The sequence below is a fragment of the Buchnera aphidicola (Pseudoregma panicola) genome, from assembly GCF_039376655.1.
Lineage (GTDB): Bacteria > Pseudomonadota > Gammaproteobacteria > Enterobacterales > Enterobacteriaceae > Buchnera_G > Buchnera_G aphidicola_C.
Map to the genome: position 1 here is coordinate 286,691 of NZ_CP135000.1, position 20,389 is coordinate 307,079.

Consider the following 20,389-nt stretch of genomic DNA (forward strand, 5'->3'; position numbering starts at 1 on the left):
TAAATATAATAAATACCATAAATAAAACATAAATTACTATAATTAAATTTATTTTAATATTTTTGAAATAAGATATATATTAAAATTAAAATTATAAATACAAATTATACATTAAAAAAAATATAAAAGATAAATAAAATGAAAATAAAATATAATGAAATAAAAAAAATATTTTTAAACTTTTTTAAAAAACATGGTCATAAAATAATTAAGGAAGGATCAATAATACCTAAAAAAGATAAAACATTACTTTTCACAAATGCTGGAATGAATCAATTTAAAGAATATTTTTTAGGAAAAAAAAATATAAAATATAATAAAATTGTAACATCTCAAACATGTATTAGAACAGGAGGTAAACATAATGATATAAAACAAGTTGGGATGACTTCACATCATCATACTTCATTTAATATGTTAGGAAATTTTAGTTTTGGAAGTTATTCTAAAGAAAAAGCAATTTTATATGCGTGGAAATTATTAACTAACAAAAAATATTTTAATTTAGAAAAAAAAAAATTGTTTATAACAGTAAATTATAAAGATATGGAAACTTATAAAATATGGTTAAATATAATAAAAATATCAAAAAAAAATATAAAAATATCAAAAAAAAATAGCTCTGATAATTTTTGGGAAATGGGAAAAACAGGTCCATGCGGTCCATCAACAGAAATATTTTATAAAAAATATTATACAAAAAATAAAAAAAAAATAAAATATTTTGTAGAAATATGGAATATAGTTTTTATACAATATAATAAAATTAAAAAAAATAAATTTGTTAAATTAAAACACTTATATATAGACACAGGAATGGGTTTAGAAAGAATAACATATATATTACAAAAAAAATCATCTACTTATGAAATAGACATTTTTAAAAATATTAGAAAAAAAATAATTAAAATAAGTAAATCTAAAAAAATATGTAAAAAGTCTATTAATATAATTATAGATCATATTAGAACCGCGAATTTTATAATGTCAGAAGGAATAATACCTTCAAACAAATATCAAGGATATATATTAAGAAAAATAATTAGAAGAATAATAATATATGGATATAATATAAATATAAAAATTCCATTTTTATATACATTAATAAAAGAAATAATAAAAGATAATAAAAATAAGATATATAAAAAAAAAATAAAAAAAATTTTAGAAAACGAAGAAAAAATTTTTAAAAATACTATTAATAGTGGTTTTAAATATTTAAAAAAAAATATATTAAAAAAAAATATAAACGAAAAAAAAATTTTTTATCTATATGATACATTAGGTTTCCCAATAAATACTTCTATAAAAGAATGTAAAAAAAATAATATAAAAATAAACAAAAAAAAAATATTAAAAATAATAGAAAAAAAAAAAAAAATAAATAAAAAAAATAATAAATTTAAAGAAAAATATAAAAATTATATTTTAAATTTAAGAAAAACAAAATTTTTAGGATATAAATTAAAAAAAATAAAAAGCAAAATTTTAGATATATATAAAAAAAAAAAGAGAAAAAATATAATAAAAAAAAAGGAAAAAGGTGAAATTATATTAAAAAAAACAACTTTTTTTGGTGAATCTTCTGGTCAAATTGGAGATTCAGGTAAAATATATAACAAAAATTCTATATTTTTAGTAAAAAACACTAAAAAAATAAATAATACCATAATTCATATAGGCAAAGTAATAAAAGGAAACTTTTTTATAAAAGATAAAATAAAAACAAAAATAGATTATAAAAAAAGACTATCTATACAATCCAATCATACATCAACTCATATTCTTCATAAAACTTTAAAAAAAATTCTTGGAAAAAAAATAAAACAAAAAGGATCAAATATTAAAAAAAAATATTTTACATTTGACTTTTCATATAATAATAAAATATTAGAAAGTGAAATTTATAAAATAGAAAAAACTGTAAATAAGGAAATAAGAAAAAATAATATTGTAAAAACAAATATAATTAATGAAAAAGAATACAAAAAATTTTATAAAAAAAATAATTTAGAAAAAAAAAAATACGACACTATAAGAATAGTAAAAATAGGAAATTTTTCTTTAGAACCATGTTCAGGAACTCATGTTAAAAATACAGGAGAAATAGGAATATTCAAAATTTTTAAAATATATAAAATATCAAATAAAAATTATAGAATAAAATCTTTTACAGGAAAATATGCATTAAAAGAAATATATAAAAACGAAAAAATAATAAATAATATATCAATAAAAAACAAAATAAATAAAAAAAATATATTAAAATATATTAATTTAATAAATAAAAAAAATGAATTATTAGAAAAAAAAATATTTTTATTACAAGAAAAATTATTAAATAAAAAAATAAAAAAAGTATTAAAAAATATATTCAAAATAAATAAATTTTATATAGCAATAAAATTTTTAAAAAATCAAAATAATATATTAATAAGAAAATTTATAGATAAAATAGAAAAAATAAAAAATAAAATAATAATAATAATAGCAAATGTAAAAAATAAAAATATATCTATAATTGTAAAAGTTTCAAAAAATATGCCAAAAAAAATAAGTGCTAAAAAAATATTAAAAATAATAAACTTAAAAACTAATGGAAATGGAGGAGGAAAAAATAATTTAGCTCAAGGAGGCAATAAAAACATAAATTTAACAAAAAAAATATTAAAAGAAATAAATATTTGGTTTCCATATAAATAAAATAAATTTTTTTTAAAAATATTTTAACATAAATAAAAATATTATATTAATATAAAAAGGAAAAATTATGCTTATACTAACTCGAAGAATAGGAGAAACTTTAGTAATAGGTGATGAAATAACAGTAACCGTATTAGGAATAAAAGGAAATCAAGTAAGAGTTGGTATAAATGCCCCAAAAAATATATCTGTACATAGAGAAGAGATATATGAAAGAATTCAATCAGAAAAAAAAATAGTTAAATAAAATAACACGTCTTGCTTTGATTATAAGCAAGACGTAGTTAAAATTTTATAAAAAAACATTTGACTTAATGTTCAAAAAAAGTAAAATCTAATTTGTAACAAAAATATTTGGTGAGATGACCGAGAGGCTTAAGGTATTCCCCTGCTAAGGGAACATACACAAAAAATGTATCGAGGGTTCGAATCCCTCTCTCACCTATTTTTAATATTAAAAATATTTTTTAATAAAATAAAAATTTTATTTTTAACATAAAAATTAGCATCCGTAGCTTATTAGGATATAGCACTCAGCTACGAACTGAGAGGTTGAAGGTTCGAATCCTTCCGGATGCAATATACAAAATTATAATATTTTTAAATATTAAAATTAAAAATATTTTTTTTTAATAAACAATTATTTAAAATATTAAAAATATGGAGTAAAAATTTTGATATCAAAATATTTTTGCAACTTAAAATGGATAAAAAAAAATAAAAAAATATTTAAAAAAATTTGTAGAGGAATAGAAAGAGAATCTATAAGAATAGATAAAAATGGAAATTTTTCTAAAAAATCTCATCCTGAAAAACTAGGATCTTCATTAACACATAAATGGATAACTACTGATTTTTCAGAAAATTTAATAGAATTTGTAAGTCCAAAAACAAAAAGTATTAAAAAATTAAAAAGATTTTTAAAAGATATATATATATATACAATAAATAATTTAGATAAAGAAATGTTATGGCCTCTTAGCATTCCTCCATATTATCCAAAAAATGAAAAAATAATAAAAATAGCACAATATGGAAATTCATACATAGGAAAAAAAAAAGAACTATATAGAATAGGATTAAAAAATAGATATGGAACTTATAAAAATATAATATCTGGAATACATTACAATTTTTCTTTTCCTATAGAATTTTGGAAAAAATATGTAAGAAAAAAAAAAATAAATAAAAATATAATTTCAAAAGGATATATGCATATAATAAGAAATTATTATAGATTTGGTTATTTTATATCATATGTTTTTGGAGCTTCTCCATATATCTCAAAAAAAATTAAAATAAAAACAAAAAAATATAATCTTAAAAAAAAAAGAGATATATTGTTTTCAAAATGGTCTACTTCATTAAGAAACAGTAAACTAGGAAATTATAATAATATAAAAAAAAAAATAAAAATTAAATTTAACTCTTTATCAGAATATATAAAAAAAGTAAAAAAAGCACTAAATACAAAAGAAAACAAATTTAAAAAAATAAAAATTAATAAGCAACAAATAAATGATAATATAATACAATTAGAAAATGAACTATATATTCAAATAAGACCAAAGCAAAATACTAAAAAAAACGAAACTCAAATAAATGCTTTAGAAAAAAGAGGAATAAAATATATAGAAATAAGATCATTAGATATAAATCCATTTACTAATATAGGAATAAAAAAATATCAAATTCTTTTTTTAGATTTATTTTTAATTTGGTGTATATCTATAAAATCTCCATATATAAAAAAATCTGAAATGAAAAAAATAAATACAAACTGGGAAAATATATGTATAAATGGAAAAAAATCTGGACAAAAAATATATATAAATAAAAAAAAAAAAACATTTATAAAAATTAGTTTTAAAATATTAAATAAAATAAAAAAAATTGCTAAGATATTGGATTCTAATACAAATTTAAAAGAATATGAAGAATCTTATAAAAAAGTTAAAAAAATTTTAAAAAATAAAAAATTAACATATTCTTCAAAAATTCTAAAAAATATAAAAAAATATGGTATTAAAAATTTTGGTTTAAAAATTTCTAAAAAATATTTAAAAAAAAGTATAGGAAAAAAAATAAAAAATAAAAATAAAATAAAATTTATTAAAGAAAAATACATATCAATAAAAGAAAAAAAAATAATTGATAAAAAATGTAAATATATTAAATAATATATTTTTAAATAAAAAATATTATTTTTTTATTTCTTCTATTTTGTTTTCATAAGAAATCAAAGCAATATCTGCTTTTCTAATAGAAAATATTCCTACAGTAACTACTCCTGGTATATTGTTTATTTTTTTTTCTAATTTTACAGGATCTTTTAAAAATATATTATATATATCTATAATAATATTATTATAATCTGTTAAAAAATTCTTTCTTAATACTGGATAACCACCTAATTGAATTATTTTATTTTTTACAAAAGAATAAGAAATAGAAATAATTTCTACAGGAATTGGATTATTTTTTCCCAAAATACTAACTTTTTTAGTAAAATCTGCTATACAAATAAAAGTTTTTGACATACCTGCTAAAATTTTTTCTCCTGTTAAAGCTCCTCCACCTCCTTTTATCATTTGCATATTATTATTTATTTCATCTGCGCCATCTATATAAATTTCTATACTATCTATTTCTTTAGTGTCAAATATTTTTATATTATATTTTTTTAAATAAAAGCTAGAAATTTTAGAACTAGATACAACACCTCTTATATAATTAGAAATTTTTTTTAATTCTTTTATAAAAGTTATTACTGTACTACCTGTTCCTATTCCTATAATAGAATCTTTATTAATATATTTTAATGCAGCAATAGAAGACATCTTCTTTAATTTTTTTATATTCATAAAAATAATCTTACATAGAAAACGTTGAAAAATTCAAAAAAAATGTTAAAAACTGGGGCACCTGGATTCGAACCAGGGATCCCGGTATCAAAAACCGATGCCTTAACCACTTGGCCATGCCCCAAAAAAAATAAATTTTATTAAATAAATAAAATACGGAGAGCGAGATTTGAACTCGCATGCTTTACAAGCGTCAGAACCTAAATCTGATGCGTATACCTATTCCGCCATCTCCGCTATATTTTTAAAGTTTTTACATAAATTAAAAAAAATCTTAGCTATGACGGGAATCGAACCCATGACCTCAGCGTTATGAGTGCTGCGCTCTAACCATCTGAGCTACATAGCTATTATTATAAAAATTATTAATAAAAACATTTTTAAAATTAAAATATACTAAATTATACATAAATTATCAACAAATTTTGAAAATGTTTTTAAAAATAAAAAAATAAAAAATACATCTAAATTATTATATAATAAAAAAATTATGATAAATAATTTATAAAAAAAATGAAAATAAATAAAAATAAAAAAATAAATACAAATTTTATATATAAAATAATTGAAAAAGACATACTTAAAAATAATTCATTAAATATAAAAACAAGATTTCCTCCAGAACCAAATGGTCATCTGCATATAGGTCATGCAAAATCAATTTTTATAAATTTTAATATATCAAAAAAATATTTAGGTAAATGCAATCTAAGATTTGACGACACTAATCCATCTAAAGAAAAAATTAAGTATATAAATTCTATAAAAAAAGATATAAAATGGTTAGGATTAAAATGGAACGAAAATATAAAATATGCATCTAATTATTTTAAAATATTTTATAAATATGCAATGATATTAATAAAAAAAGGATTAGCATACGTAGATAATTTAACAAAAAATCAAATAAGAAAATATAGAGGAAGTTTGATAAAAGAAGGAAAAAATAGTCCATTTAGAAACAGAAAAATTGAAAAAAATATAAATTTATTTAAAAAAATGAAAAATGGATATTTTAAAGATGGAAGTATATGTCTTAGAGCCAAAATAAATATGAAATCAAAAATAATAATAATGAGAGATCCAGTATTATATAGAGTTATAAAGATAAAAAAACATCATCAAACTAAAAATAAATGGTGTATATATCCTACATATGACTTTTCTCATTGTATATCGGATTATATAGAAAAAATTACTCATTCTATTTGTACTACAGAATTTACAAATAATAAAATTTTATATAATTGGATACTAAAAAATATAGGAACTAAAAATAGACCAAAACAATATGAATTTTCTAGATTAAACATCGAAAACAACATTATTTCTAAAAGAAAAATAAAAAAATTAATAAAAAAAAAAATAGTAAAAAATTGGTCAGATCCAAGATTATTAACAATATCAGGATTAAGAAAAAGAGGATATACTCCTATATCAATAATGAATTTTTGTAATTATATAGGAGTAACTAGAAAAGAAAATTTTATACAAATGTCTTATTTAGAACATTTTATAAAAGAAGATTTAAAAAACAAAGTAAAAAGAGCTATGGCTGTATTGAATCCTATAAAAATTATAATATATAATTTGCCAAAAAATTATAAAAAAATAATAAAAATACCAAATCATCCTAAAATAAAAAAATTTGGCACACAAAAAATTGTTCTTAGAAAAGAAATATATATAGAAAAAGAAGATTTTGAAGAAACATCAAAAAATAAAAAAAAACTTTTTATAAATGGAAAAGTAAAATTAAGATATTCATATTTTATAAAAGCTAAAAAAATAAAAAAAAATAAACTAAATAAAATAGAAAAAATTTATTGCAAATGTTATAAAAACATAATTAATAAAAAAAATAAAAAAAAAAAAAAAATATCAATAATACATTGGGTATCTATAAAAGATTCTATTAAAACAAAATTTAAAATATATAAAAACTTATTTAAAACTAAATATCCTGAAAAGAAAAAAAATATGATACAATATATAGATAAAAAATCAAAAAAAGTTAAAATAGGTTTTTCACAAAAAGATATATTATCTAAAATTTTAAAAAATTATATACAATTTGAAAGAATTGGATATTTTATGTTAAATAATTTAAAAAAAAATAAAAATATTACTTTCACATGCATAACAAAATTCAAAAAATAATATAATTTTATAAAATATTTTTAAAAACTATTTTAAATAAAAATTAAAAAAAAATGATAAAAATAAAAAAAATATTTGCTAGAGAAATAATAGATTCTAGAGGATATCCTACAATAGAATCTGAAGTATATTTAGAAGATGGATCTTTTGGTAAAGCAAGTGTCCCTTCAGGAGCTTCTACAGGGTCAAAAGAATCATTAGAACTTAGAGATAATAATAAAAAATATTTTTTTGGACAAGGAGTATTAAAAGCAGTTAAAAATGTTAATTGCATAATATCAAAAATATTAAAAAATAAAAATGCAAAAGAACAAGAAAAGATAGATGAAATAATGATAAAAGAAGATGGAACAAAAAATAAATCTAATTTAGGATCTAATGCAATACTTTCTGTGTCGTTATCTGTGGCTAAAGCATATGCCAAATATAAAAAAATTAATTTATATGAACATATATACAAATTATCTGATCAAAAAGAAAAAATAATAGTTCCTAGACCTATGATTAATATAATAAATGGAGGAAAACATTCTAATAATAATTTAGATATACAAGAATTTATGATACAACCATCAAAAAATATATCAATAAAAAAATCTATTAGAATGGGATGTGAAATTTTTCATTCATTATATATAATATTAAAAAAAAATAACATAAGTATATCAGTAGGAGATGAAGGCGGTTTTGCACCAAACTTAAAAAATAATGAAGAAGCTTTAAAATTAATAGAAAAAGCAATTAAAAAAACAAAATATGTATTAGGAAAAGATATAAACATTGCTATAGATTGTGCTGGATCGGAATTATATAATAAATTAACAAATAAATATGAAATAAAAAGTGAAAACAAATTTTTAAATTATAAAGAATTTACAAAATATTTAAAAAAAATATCCAATAAGTATTTTATAAAATCTATAGAAGATGGATTAGAAGAAAATGATTGGAAAGGATTTCAATATCAAACAAAACATATTGGAAATGATATACAAATAGTAGGAGACGATTTATTTGTAACTAACCCTATAATATTAAAAAAAGGAATTTTAAAAAAAGCAGCAAATGCTATTTTAATAAAATTAAATCAAATAGGAACTTTAACAGAAACATTAAAAACTATTAATATAGCAAAAAAATATAAATATAATACAATTATTTCTCATAGATCTGGAGAAACAGAAGATACTTTTATATCAGATTTATCTATAGGAACTATATCAGGTCAAATAAAAACAGGATCTATGTCTAGATCAGAAAGAACTTGCAAATACAATAGACTAATTAGAATAGAAGAAAAATTAATTAAAACAAAATATGAAATAAAAATATAAAAAATAAATTAAAACGTTTTTACAAAAATGAAAAATAAAACTTTTATAATAGATGGAACTAATTATATGTACAAATATTATTTTGCAATACCAATGTTAAAAAATAATGTTGGAAAACCAATAAACATAATATATGGATTTATTAATATGATTAATATAATTTATAAAAAATATAATCCAAAAAAAATAATATTTGTATTTGATTCAAAAAAAAAAAATTTTAGGAAAAAAATATATAAAAAATATAAAAAAAATAGACCTATTATGCCTAAAGAAATTATAGATCAAATAAAACCATTAAATTTTTTAATAAAAAATCTTGGAATACCTATAGTAAGTATACCACTAATAGAAGCAGATGATGCTATTGGAATATTATCAAAAATAGAAAACAAAAAAAAAAATTTAGTATTTATATTGACTAATGATAAAGATATGTATCAGATAATAAATTCAAAAACATTTATTTTAAAAAATTTTAATAAAATAATAGGAAAAGAAGAAGTAAAAAAAGAATATAAAATTTTTCCAAAAAATATTCCAGATTACCTATCGTTAGTAGGAGATAGATCTGACAATATACCAGGAGTACCATGCATAGGAAAAAAAACAGCACAAAAACTTATAAAAAAATATAAAAATTTAAAAAATATATATAAAAATATAGAAAAAATAAAATATTTAAACATAAAAAATAAGATAAAAATAATAAAAAATTTAAAAAGAAAAAAAAAAGAAACAATTTTTTCATTAAATCTTACTAGATTAAATTTGCATTTTAAAATAAAAAGTAAATTTAAAAATTTAAAATTAAAAAATCCAAATATAAAAAAATTAAATATATTTTTTAAAAAAAATAAATTTAAATATAAAATAATAAATTAAAAATATAAAGTTTTAATAAAAAATAATAAATATAAAATATTTTTTAAATAATTATTTTTTATTAAAAAATAAAAAAATAAATAATGAATAATAACTAAAACATTTTATTATATAAAATATGAAAAAAATAAAAAATATAGCAGTAATAGCTCATGTAGACCATGGAAAAACAACATTAATAGATAAATTATTAAGATCATCTACACAATTTAAAGAAAAAAATAATAAAGAAAATAGAATAATGGACTCTAATATTTTAGAAAAAGAAAGAGGAATTACAATATTATCAAAACATGCATCCATATTTTGGAAAAAATATAAAATAAATATAGTAGATACTCCAGGACATGCAGATTTTGGTGGAGAAGTAGAAAGAATAATGTCAATGGTAGATTCAGTTTTATTAATAGTAGATTCTTTAGAAGGACCTATGCCTCAAACAAGATTTGTTACCAAAAAATCTTTTTTATATAATTTAAATCCTATAGTAGTAATAAACAAAATAGATAGAAAAAATTCTAGACCAGAATGGGTTTTAAATAAAATATTTGACTTATTTATAAATCTTAATGCAAATGAAAAACAATTAGATTTTCCAATAGTATATACTTCTGCATCATTAGGAACTTCAGGTACAGATTTAAAAAAAATAAAACATAATATGATTCCTCTAATAAAAACAATAATAAATCATACTCCAACTCATAAAATAAAAAAAAATACAAATTTAAAATTGCAAATATCTCAAATAGATTATGATAATTATTTAGGAAATATAGGAATAGGAAAAATAAAATCTGGAAAAATAAAAAAAAATCAAACTGTTTATATAAAAAATAATAAAAACAAAAAAAAAATTGGAAAAGTTAATAAAATATTACATTATTGTGGTTTAGAAAAAATAGAAATAAAAAAATCTAATGCAGGAGAAATAGTTTTAATATCAGGATTAGAAGACATAGAAATATCTGATACTATATGTGATAAAAAAGATATTAAACCATTTCCTGATTTATCAATAGATAAACCCACAGTAAAAATATTTTTATCAGTAAATACATCTCCGATTGCAGGAAAAGAAGGAAAATATTTAACTTCTAGACAAATATTAAATAGATTAAAACAAGAAAAATCTAAAAATGTTTCTTTAGAAATAGATTATAAAAATAATTCAAACACATTTTGTATATCAGGTAGAGGAGAATTACATTTATCTATCCTAATAGAAACTATGAGAAGAGAAGGATTTGAAATGGAATTATCTAGACCTAAAATAATTTTTAAAAAAGATAAAGAAAAAATATATGAACCATATGAAAATTTAATAATTGATATAGAAAAAAAACATCAAGGAAGCATAATGAACTTTATTGGAGAAAGAAAAGGAGATTTAAAAAATATAATTTCAAGCAATGAAAAAAATAGAATATGTTTAGACTATAACATTTCTAGTAGAGCACTAATAGGATTTAGATCCGAATTTAATAATATAACTTCAGGAACTGGAATATTTTATTCTTCATTCTACAAATATGATATAAAAAAAAATTATAAAATAGGACAAAGAAAAAATGGAGTTTTAATATCTAACAAAAGAGGAAAAGCATTAGGATTTTCTTTATTTTCATTACAAGAAAGAGGAAAATTATTTATTTCTCATGGTGAAGAAGTATATGAAGGTCAAATAATAGGAATTAATAATAGAACAAATGATTTAACAGTAAATTGCCTATCTGGTAAAAAATTAACTAATATGAGAGCGTCTGGAACAGATGAAGCTATAAATTTAATAAATCCAATAACTATAACATTAGAAAAAGCATTTAATTTTATAAATGATGATGAACTCATAGAAATAACACCAAAAAAAATAAGATTAAGAAAAAAATATTTAACAGAAAGTGAAAGAAAAAAATATAAAAAATAAAACTACTTATTAAGTAAGTTATTCAATAATCTAGAATATTTATATTTATTATGAATAGTTTTTAATCTTTCAGATTTTATTATTATTTTAATATTTTTTAATGTTTTATTAAAATCATCATTAATGATTAAATAATCATATTTTTTATAATTTTTTATTTCTTTAGAAAAATTTTTCATTCTATTTATTATATTTATTGTACTATCTTGATTTCTAAGTTTTAATCTTTTTATTATCTCTATTTTAGAAGGAGGTAATATAAAAATACTTTTAGCGAATTTAATTTTTTTTTTTATTTGACAAGCACCTTTATAATCAATATCTAAAAATATATCTCTACCTATAATAATATTTTCATATAATGTATTAAAATTAGTACCATAATAATTATTAAAAACTTTTGAATATTCTACAAATTTTTTTTTATTAATCATATTTTTAAAAATTTTTTTAGAAACAAAATTATAATGTATTTTATCTATTTCTTTTTTTCTTTTTAATCTAGTAGTATAAGAAATAGATAAAAATATATTATTTAAAATATTCTTACTAATAAAATTTTGTAATAAACTAGATTTACCGGTACCGCTAGGTGCTGAAAAGATAAAACATGTACCATAATTTTTATTATTTTTCATATAATTAATATTTTATATAAAATTTTTTAAAAAAAATATACTTTTTTTAATATTTTCTATTTTAAATAAAACTTTTTCATCAACAAAATTATTAAAAATACATTGAACTAAAACAAAATTTTTTATTTTAATAGAAAACAAAACTGTTCCAAAAAAAATCAAATCATTATTTAAAATTTTAAAAACTCTAGATCCTATTATTGGTTTTTTTTTTGAAATACTATATATTAAAAATATTTTTTTTTTATTAAAATTCTTATATTTTATTTTAGATAAAATTTCTTGACCCTTATAACAACCTTTATTAAAACTTAAAGCATTAAACTTTTCTAAATTTAAAGAAATTGGATTAAATTTTTTACAATTTTCTATTTCTAATATTGGAAATCCAAACTTCATTGATATAAAATCCCATGCTATACATTTCTTTATTTTAAATTTTTTAAAAAATTTTTTTTTAAAAAAATCAACTTCTTTATTAGAAACAATAATTATGAATCTTTCTATTTCATTATCTATTTTTAAAAAAATAAAATTATTTTTTTTTATTACATTAAATTTATTAAAAGATATTTTAAAACATTTTTCTAATAAAGTTTTAGATTTTTTTCCAAAAATACCAAAAATTTTTATTTTTTTTTTTATTAAAATATCAACTTTAGAAAATTCAGAATATTTTTTAATTTCATCAAATTGTATTTTAGAAATACTATTTCTATGCAGACAAGCATAACTATTATTAAAATAATCAAAAATTAAAAATATACTTATTATTTTACCTTTTATATTACAACATGTACCATAACTATATTTGTTTTTTTTTAATATATTTAAATCATTTGTAAATTGATTTTGTAAATATTCTTTTCTATCTTTTCCTGAAATAAAAGTTATAGAAATATTTTTTAAATTCATTAATATTGGTTTAGTATGATAAAAAAGTTTATTAAAATAATATGAAAAAAAATTTTTTTCCAAAAAAAATCCTTAAAAAAATATATTTATTTTATTTTTAATAAAAAAAATATAAAAAATACTTTTAAAATAAAATAATTTATATAAAAATATTTTTATACATTATTAAAAAAATTAAAATTAATTATATCATATACAAAAAGTATATAATAGGAAAATTATGGAAATATTAAAAATAGAAAATAAAATAAAAAGAATAAAAAAAAAAATAAAAATTTAAAAAATATAATAAAATATTATGAAGAAGAAAAAAAATTAAATAATATAAAACATAATTTAAAAAAAGAAAAAATATGGAAAAATACTAAATTAATGTTGAAGTTAAAAAAAAATAAAAAAAAAATAGAAAATAAAATTAATCCTATAAAAAAAAATTTTATAAAAATAAAATATCTTATAGATCTAATAAAACTTTCAAAACAATTAAAAAGCTATGAAATATTAAAAGATATAAATAAAGAAATAAAAGAAATAGAAAAAGTAACAAAAGAAATAGAATTTTATAAAATGTTTTATAAAAAATATGATAGATTAAATTGTTATTTAGATCTTCAATCAGGATCTGGAGGAATAGAATCACAAGATTGGACAAATATGTTATTAAAAATGTATTTAAAATGGGCTCAAAAAAAAAATTTTAAAACTAAAATAATATCAGAATCAAGAGGAGAAATAGCTGGAATAAAATCTTCTACTGTTCATATATCAGGAAATTTTGCATTTGGTTGGTTTAGAACAGAAACTGGAATACATAGATTAGTTAGAAAAAGTCCATTTAATTCTACAGGAAAAAGACATACATCTTTTGCTTCTATATACGTATATCCAGAAATAAAAAAAAAAATAAAATCAAGAATATCATATTCTGATATTAAAATAGATGTATACAGATCCTCTGGAGCAGGAGGTCAACATGTTAACAAAACAGAATCTGCTGTTAGAATAACTCATATACCAACAAATTTAGTTACACAATGTCAAAATTATAGATCACAGCATAAAAACAAAGAAAAAGCAATAAAACAAATGGAATGTAAATTATATAATTTAGAAATAGAGAACAACAAAAAGAAAAAAAAAAAAATAGAAGAAAAAAAATCTAAAATTACTTGGAGTAAACAAATTAGATCTTATATTTTAGACATTTCTAAAGTAAAAGATATTAGAACAGGAATAGAAACAAATGATATACAATCAGTACTAAATGGAAATTTAGAAAAATTCATAAAAAAAACTTTAAAATTAGGAATTTAAAAATGATAAAAGAAAAAAAAAATATACAAATGTTAGAAATAAAAAAAAATAATATAAAATATATAAAAAAATATAATTTTATTTATCCAAATAATTTTCATCCAAACACTACATGCAAAAAAATAATAAAAAGATATAAAAATAAAGAAAAAAAAAATATAAAAAATGAAAAAATAAAAATATCTGGAAGAATAATTAAAATTAGAATTATGGGAAAAGCATCTTTTTGTGAAATAAAAGACATGAGTGGTAAAATTCAATTATATATTTCACAAAAATATATAAAAAAAAAATTTTATAAAAATCATTTTAAAAAATGGAACATAGGAGACATAATAGGAATATATGGAACAGTTTTTGAAACTAAAACAAAAGAAATAACAATAAAATGTAAAAAATTAAAACTATTAAATAAAACACTAAGACCAATTCCTAATAGTTTTTATGGTTTATTAGACAAAGAAAAATGTTATAGAAACAGATATTTAGATCTAATAACTAATAAAAAATCTATAAAAAAATTTTTAATAAGATCTAAAATAATATTCTTAATAAGAAATTTTTTTTATAAAAAAAAATTTATAGAAGTAGAAACTCCAATAATTCAAAATATACCAGGAGGAGCTTCAGCTAAACCATTTATAACACATCATAATAAACTTAAAAAAAAAATGTATTTAAGAATATCTCCAGAATTATATTTAAAAAAACTTATTATAGGAGGTTTTGAAAAAATATTTGAAATAAGTAAAAACTTTAGAAACGAAGGAATATCAAATAAACATAATCCTGAATTTACTATGATAGAAGCATATTCAGCATATTCTAACTATAAATATATGATGAAATTAATAGAAAAACTATTTAAATATATATTTAAAAAAATAAAAATAAAAAATTCTATTATATACAATAATAAAAAAATAATTTTTAAAAAAAAATTTAATAAGATGACAATTACAAAAGCAATTTTAAAATTTAATAAAGATATAAAAGCTAATGATATTAAAAAAATAAAAAATATAAAAAAAATAGCAATAAATAAAAAAATAAAAATAAAAAAATATTACAATATAGACAAAATAATAATAAAAATATTTGAACATACTGTAGAAAAAAATATTATACAACCTACATTTATTACTAATTATCCTGTAGAAACATCACCATTAGCTAGAAGAAAAAAAAATTCTAAAAATTTAACTGAAAGATTTGAATTATTTATATCTGGAATGGAAATTAGCAATGGATTTTCAGAATTAAATGATCCTATAGATCAAAAAAAAAGATTTAAAAAACAAATTAAAGAAAAAAATACAAGTAAAAATTTTTATGATAAAGAATATATAAAAGCATTAGAATATGGATTACCTCCTACTTCTGGAATTGGTATTGGAATAGATAGATTAATAATGTTATTAACAAATTCTAAAAATATTAGAGATATAATTTTTTTCCCATCTTTAAAAAATTAAAAATTATTTAAAAAATAAAAATTAAAAAATAGAGACAAATAAAAAAATGAAAAAAAAAATGTGTAAAAAAAATATATTTTATGCAATAAAAAAAATTATAAAAAAAAACACAGAACCTTTTTGGATATATGAAGAAAGAACTATTTTAAAACAAATAAAAAAATTAAAAAAATTTGATGTAATAAGATATGCACAAAAATCTTGTTCCAATATAAACATATTAAAAATAATGAAAAAAAATAATTTAAAAATAGATGCTATTTCATTAGGAGAAATAGAAAGAGCTATAGAATCTGGTTTTTCAGCAAAAAATGATGAAATAGTTTTTACTTCAGATATATTTGAAAAAAAAACTTTATTAAAAATAAAAAAATTAAATATTACTGTAAACATAGGATCTACAGATATGATAAAGCAAATAGGGAAAATTTCTCCAGGACATAAAATATGGTTAAGAATAAATCCTAAATTTGGATATGGACATAGTAAAAAAACTAATACAGGAGGAGAAAATAGTAAACATGGTATATGGAATATAAATGATGCAATTAAAAAGGTTAAAAAATATAGGTTAAAACTATTAGGATTTCATATACATGCTGGGTCAGGAATAAATTTAAACAATTTAAAAAAAATATGCAAATATATGAAAAAAAAAATAATAAAAATAAATAAAAAAATAAATATAATATCTTCAGGAGGAGGAATATCAGTTCCATATAAGAAAACTGAAAAAAAAATAAATATAAAAAAATATATTAAAAAATGGATAAAAGCAAAAAAAGAAGTAGAAAAACATATAAATAAAAAAATTATATTGGAAACAGAACCTGGAAGATTTTTAATGGCAAAATCAGGATTTTTAATATCTGAAGTTAGAGCAATTAAAAAAACTAGAAAGTATAAATTTATATTAGTAAATGTTGGATTTAATGATCTAATAAGACCAGTTATGTATGGAAGTTATCATAAAATATCTATAATAAAAAAAAATAATAAAAAAATAGATTTTAAAAAAACTGAAAAAGTTGTAATATCAGGACCATTATGCGAATCTGGAGACATTTTTACTGTTAAAAAAAATGGAGACATAGAAACAAGAGATTTACCAAAAATTTCTATTGGAGATAATTTATTATTTCATGATGTAGGAGCATATGGATCTTCTATGTCATCTAATTATAATAGTAGACCATTTATAAAAGAATTTTTATTAACAAAAAAAAATAAAATTAAAATGATACGAAAAAGTCAAAAAATAAAAGATTTAATAAAACTAGAAAAAATTAAATAAAAATATATTATAAAAATGTACAAAATTTTTATATTAAAATATAAAATTTATAAAATAAAAACAATAAAAATTTAAACAAAACCATTAAATATAAAATAAAAATATGAAAAAAATATATATAAAAACATGGGGATGTCAAATGAACGAATATGATTCGTTTATTATAAAAAACATTCTAGAGAAAAAAATAAATTGTAAGAATACAACAGAATATAAAAAAGCAGACATATTAATATTAAATACATGTTCAATAAGAGAAAAATCTCAAGAAAAATTGTTTCATCAATTAGGAAGATGGAAGACATTAAAAAAAAAAAATCCCAAAATAATAATAGCGGTTGGTGGATGCGTCGCAAATCAAGAAGAAAAAAAAATATACAAAAGAGCTCCTTATGTAGATATTATATTTGGAACTCAAACAATACATAAATTACCAAAAATGATATATGAAAAAAAAAAAAATAAAAATGTACTAATAAATACACAATTAAAAACAGTAAAAAAATTTAATGTAAATACATTTTATAAGCAAAAAAATTTAAGTGCATATATAACCATAATGGAGGGATGTAATAAAAAATGTACTTTCTGTATAGTTCCTAACACTAGAGGAAAAGAAATAAGTAGATCTCATAAAGATATAATATTAGAAATAAAAAATATGGTAAAAAATAATATAAAAGAAATCACTCTATTAGGACAGAATGTAAACTCTTATTTTTATAAAAATAAAATTTATACATATACATTTTCAAAATTATTATATAAAATTTCTGAAATAGATGAAATTAAAAGAATAAGATTTATTACAAGCCATCCTAAAGATTTTAGTAATAAAATTATAGATTCATATAAAAAAATACCTAAATTAGTAGATTTTTTACATTTACCTATACAAAGTGGTTCAAACAAAATTTTAAAATTAATGAAAAGAGGATATAATGTAGAAAGATATAAAAAAATTATAAAAAAAATATTAAAAATAAGACCAAATATGAAAATAAGTTCAGATTTTATAATAGGATTTCCTGGAGAAACTAAAAAAGATTTTGAAAAAACATTAAAAATAATATCTGAAATAAATTTTGATAATAGTTTTAGTTTTATATATTCTAAAAGACCTAATACTATTGCAAGTACAATGTTAGACAATGTTACATTACAAGAAAAAAAAGAAAGATTATATAAAATACAAAAAATTCTTTTATATAAAAAAAATCAATGGAATAGAAGAACTATAGGCACAATACAAAATATATTAGTTCATAAAAAACATGAAAAATTATCAAAAAAACTAATAGGAACTACAGAAAATAACAGAACAGTATGTTTTAGTGGTTCTGAAAACAAAATAGGAAAAATAGTAAAAGTAGAAATTACAAAAATGAAGAAAAAATATTTTGAAGGAAAAATGGTAGATTAAAAATATTTATAAAAAAAATTTTTTTAATTAAAAACAATATAAAAAATTTGGAAAAATAATGTCTATAATAAAAATAAATATTAAAAAAAAATATAAAGCAAAACATTTTTATCCTAAAAAGAAAAAAATACTAACATGGTTAAAGTCAATATTTAAAAAAAAAGTAGAACTAAATATTGTTATGATAAAAAAAAGTGAAATGAAAAAACTTAATTTTAAATATAAAGATAAAAATTATCCAACTAATATATTAACATTTGCATACAAAAAAACACATTGTTTAAAAAACAATTTTATAGGAGAAATAATAATTTGTAATCAAATTATATATGAAGAATCATTACAAAAAAAAAAAACATTACTTTCTTATTGGGCTAGCATTATAATACATGGAGCGTTGCATTTACTTTATAACAATAATTCAAAAAATTTAAAAATTAAAAAATTAGAAAAAAAAATAATGTATAAATTAGGATATAAAAATTTTTATTAAATAATTATTACCAATAACATTTTATATTTTATTAATATATAATATATAAAAAAATGTTTTATTATAAAATAAAATAATAAAATGAATTATAAAGAAAAAAATAAAGAAAAAAAAAATAAAAAAGGATTTCTAAACATTTTTAGAAAGCAACTATTTTATGAAGAACCTAAAAATAGAGATGAACTAATATTATTAATAAAAAATTTTGAAAAAAATTCATTAATAAGTAAAAATACTAGAAATATATTAGAAAAAGTAATTCAAACAACAAAAAAAAGAGTAAAAGAAGTAATGGTTCCAAAATTACAAATGGTAACTATAAAATCAGAAAATAATTTATATGAATGTTTAGAAATAATATTTAAGTCTTATCATTCAAAATTTCCAGTTATTAATAAAAAAAAAAAAATAAAAGGATTTGTTACAATTAAAGATTTTATACCTTTCATAAAAAATAAAAAAAAAAGATTTTCTATAAAAAAAATATTAAAGCCTTTAATAATAATACCAGAAAGTAAATATGTAGATATAGCTCTATATGAACTTAAATCTAAAAAACTGCATATGGCAATAGTAATAGATGAATTTGGAACAGTATCTGGATTAATTACAATAAAAGACATATTAAAACTTATAATAGGAGAAATAAAATACAAATTTAATAATATTAATAAATCTAACATAATAAAAAAAAAAAATAAAAATTTTATAGTAAAAGGACTAACAAAAATTTCAGATTTTAACTCATATTTTAAAACTAATTTTAAAGATTCAGAAGTAGATACAATTGGAGGGTTAATATTAAAATATTTTGGAAAATTACCAAAAATAGGAGAAAAAATTCAAACAAAAAACTTCTATTTTAAAATAATAGAAACAAATAGTATAAGAATAATTAAAATGAAGATAAAAAAAATAAAAAATTAAAAAAATAAAAATTATTTTTTAAAAGAGATAAAAATAT

16 protein-coding genes and 5 tRNA genes are annotated in these 20,389 nt (G+C 17.5%); 15 read left to right on the forward strand and 6 right to left on the reverse strand.

Annotated elements, in window-relative coordinates; genetic code table 11:
- The first annotated feature begins 138 nt into the window (after positions 1–138).
- The 5 genes from alaS to gshA all read left to right on the forward strand — a co-directional run bounded on the left by alaS (position 139) and on the right by gshA (position 4,883).
- The gene (gene alaS / locus RJT18_RS01355; protein WP_343154659.1) at positions 139–2,703 is read left to right on the forward strand and encodes an alanine--tRNA ligase; all 2,565 of its coding nucleotides are present in this window, start codon (positions 139–141) and stop codon (positions 2,701–2,703) included.
- Between the two features lie 67 nt (positions 2,704–2,770).
- Complete coding sequence (gene csrA / locus RJT18_RS01360; RefSeq protein WP_343154662.1) at positions 2,771–2,950, forward strand: carbon storage regulator CsrA; 180 nt, start codon at positions 2,771–2,773, stop codon at positions 2,948–2,950.
- 109 nt (positions 2,951–3,059) lie between these two features.
- Positions 3,060–3,147: transfer RNA gene (locus RJT18_RS01365), tRNA-Ser, on the forward strand.
- Between the two features lie 61 nt (positions 3,148–3,208).
- Positions 3,209–3,282, forward strand: a tRNA-Arg gene (locus RJT18_RS01370).
- Positions 3,283–3,377: 95 nt separating this feature from the next.
- The gene (gshA, locus tag RJT18_RS01375; RefSeq protein ID WP_343154664.1) at positions 3,378–4,883 is read left to right on the forward strand and encodes a glutamate--cysteine ligase; all 1,506 of its coding nucleotides are present in this window, start codon (positions 3,378–3,380) and stop codon (positions 4,881–4,883) included.
- A 21-nt stretch (positions 4,884–4,904) separates the two neighbouring features.
- Here gshA and rpiA read toward each other — a convergent pair whose 3' ends face one another.
- From rpiA to RJT18_RS01395, 4 genes are all read right to left on the reverse strand, one after another.
- Positions 4,905–5,567, reverse strand: a complete 663-nt coding sequence (gene rpiA / locus RJT18_RS01380) for a ribose-5-phosphate isomerase RpiA (RefSeq protein WP_343154665.1) — start codon at positions 5,565–5,567, stop codon at positions 4,905–4,907.
- Between the two features lie 52 nt (positions 5,568–5,619).
- Positions 5,620–5,691, reverse strand: a tRNA-Gln gene (locus RJT18_RS01385).
- Between the two features lie 30 nt (positions 5,692–5,721).
- Positions 5,722–5,804: transfer RNA gene (locus RJT18_RS01390), tRNA-Leu, on the reverse strand.
- Positions 5,805–5,842: 38 nt separating this feature from the next.
- A tRNA-Met gene (locus tag RJT18_RS01395) sits at positions 5,843–5,916 on the reverse strand.
- Between the two features lie 164 nt (positions 5,917–6,080).
- Here RJT18_RS01395 and glnS point away from each other — a divergent pair.
- From glnS to typA, 4 genes are all read left to right on the forward strand, one after another.
- Complete coding sequence (glnS, locus tag RJT18_RS01400) at positions 6,081–7,727, forward strand: glutamine--tRNA ligase (RefSeq protein ID WP_343154666.1); 1,647 nt, start codon at positions 6,081–6,083, stop codon at positions 7,725–7,727.
- Positions 7,728–7,780: 53 nt separating this feature from the next.
- Entirely contained in the window at positions 7,781–9,061 is a 1,281-nt protein-coding gene (eno, locus tag RJT18_RS01405) for a phosphopyruvate hydratase (protein ID WP_343154667.1), read from the forward strand.
- 27 nt (positions 9,062–9,088) lie between these two features.
- A complete protein-coding gene (locus RJT18_RS01410) occupies positions 9,089–9,946 on the forward strand; it encodes a 5'-3' exonuclease (protein WP_343154668.1) in 858 nt (285 codons plus the stop codon).
- Between the two features lie 118 nt (positions 9,947–10,064).
- Complete coding sequence (typA, locus tag RJT18_RS01415; protein ID WP_343154669.1) at positions 10,065–11,873, forward strand: translational GTPase TypA; 1,809 nt, start codon at positions 10,065–10,067, stop codon at positions 11,871–11,873.
- Positions 11,874–11,875: 2 nt separating this feature from the next.
- Here typA and gmk read toward each other — a convergent pair whose 3' ends face one another.
- Together gmk and RJT18_RS01425 are read right to left on the reverse strand one after the other, a co-directional pair.
- Entirely contained in the window at positions 11,876–12,511 is a 636-nt protein-coding gene (gmk, locus tag RJT18_RS01420) for a guanylate kinase (RefSeq protein WP_343154670.1), read from the reverse strand.
- Positions 12,512–12,523: 12 nt separating this feature from the next.
- Positions 12,524–13,489, reverse strand: coding sequence for a hypothetical protein (locus tag RJT18_RS01425; RefSeq protein WP_343154671.1), 966 nt, complete (start codon positions 13,487–13,489; stop codon positions 12,524–12,526).
- Positions 13,490–13,643: 154 nt separating this feature from the next.
- On the opposite strand from RJT18_RS01425, the gene prfB reads away from it, so the two are divergent.
- The 6 genes from prfB (at position 13,644) to RJT18_RS01455 (ending at position 20,352) form a co-directional block, all read left to right on the forward strand.
- A protein-coding gene (gene prfB / locus RJT18_RS01430) for a peptide chain release factor 2 (protein ID WP_343154965.1) occupies positions 13,644–14,740 on the forward strand; the annotation gives its coding sequence in 2 pieces (ribosomal slippage) (positions 13,644–13,698 and positions 13,698–14,740; 1,098 coding nt in all).
- A gap of 2 nt (positions 14,741–14,742) precedes the next feature.
- Positions 14,743–16,215, forward strand: coding sequence for a lysine--tRNA ligase (gene lysS / locus RJT18_RS01435; RefSeq protein WP_343154672.1), 1,473 nt, complete (start codon positions 14,743–14,745; stop codon positions 16,213–16,215).
- A 46-nt stretch (positions 16,216–16,261) separates the two neighbouring features.
- Positions 16,262–17,509, forward strand: coding sequence for a diaminopimelate decarboxylase (gene lysA, locus RJT18_RS01440; protein WP_343154673.1), 1,248 nt, complete (start codon positions 16,262–16,264; stop codon positions 17,507–17,509).
- 103 nt (positions 17,510–17,612) lie between these two features.
- Complete coding sequence (gene miaB / locus RJT18_RS01445; RefSeq protein WP_343154674.1) at positions 17,613–18,932, forward strand: tRNA (N6-isopentenyl adenosine(37)-C2)-methylthiotransferase MiaB; 1,320 nt, start codon at positions 17,613–17,615, stop codon at positions 18,930–18,932.
- Between the two features lie 58 nt (positions 18,933–18,990).
- On the forward strand, positions 18,991–19,425 hold the full coding sequence (gene ybeY / locus RJT18_RS01450) for an rRNA maturation RNase YbeY (protein WP_343154675.1): 435 nt from the start codon (positions 18,991–18,993) through the stop codon (positions 19,423–19,425).
- Positions 19,426–19,506: 81 nt separating this feature from the next.
- Positions 19,507–20,352, forward strand: a complete 846-nt coding sequence (locus RJT18_RS01455) for a transporter associated domain-containing protein (RefSeq protein WP_343154676.1) — start codon at positions 19,507–19,509, stop codon at positions 20,350–20,352.
- The last annotated feature ends 37 nt before the right edge of the window (positions 20,353–20,389 follow it).